A 315-nucleotide genomic window follows, 5' to 3' on the forward strand; every position below is an offset into this window, starting at 1 on the left:
TAACGCCCCTTGATTGTGCCCAGATTCCATCCCATAACGACTCCTGTCCACTGTTGTCGGGTAACGGTTCACCCAGACCAGTTGACAGGTAAAAAATGAGACGATCGTCCGGTGATCCACTATTGCCTCTTGCGTGATCCTGTCAGCTTGGCACCATCAGGGGCATGAGCACATCCATGACCCCACCGGCCGCTTCGCCGCTGACCCTTGAGCAGGCTAATGAACTTATTCAGAAGCTGATGGCGCGCATCGCCGAGCTAGAAGACCGACTCAACCAGAACAGCGGGAATTACTCCAAGCCTCCTTCCAGTGATG

The 315-nt window shown here is 54.6% G+C and carries 1 protein-coding gene; it reads left to right on the forward strand.

Features of this window, described 5'->3' with window-relative positions:
- Window positions 1-164 precede the first annotated feature (164 nt).
- On the forward strand, window positions 165-315 hold a 151-nt coding region (locus B4920_RS29080; RefSeq protein WP_254051068.1), incomplete at its 3' end, for a DUF6444 domain-containing protein.

It is taken from the genome of Zoogloea sp. LCSB751, from assembly GCF_002028455.1.
Classification (GTDB): Bacteria; Pseudomonadota; Gammaproteobacteria; order Burkholderiales; family Rhodocyclaceae; genus Zoogloea.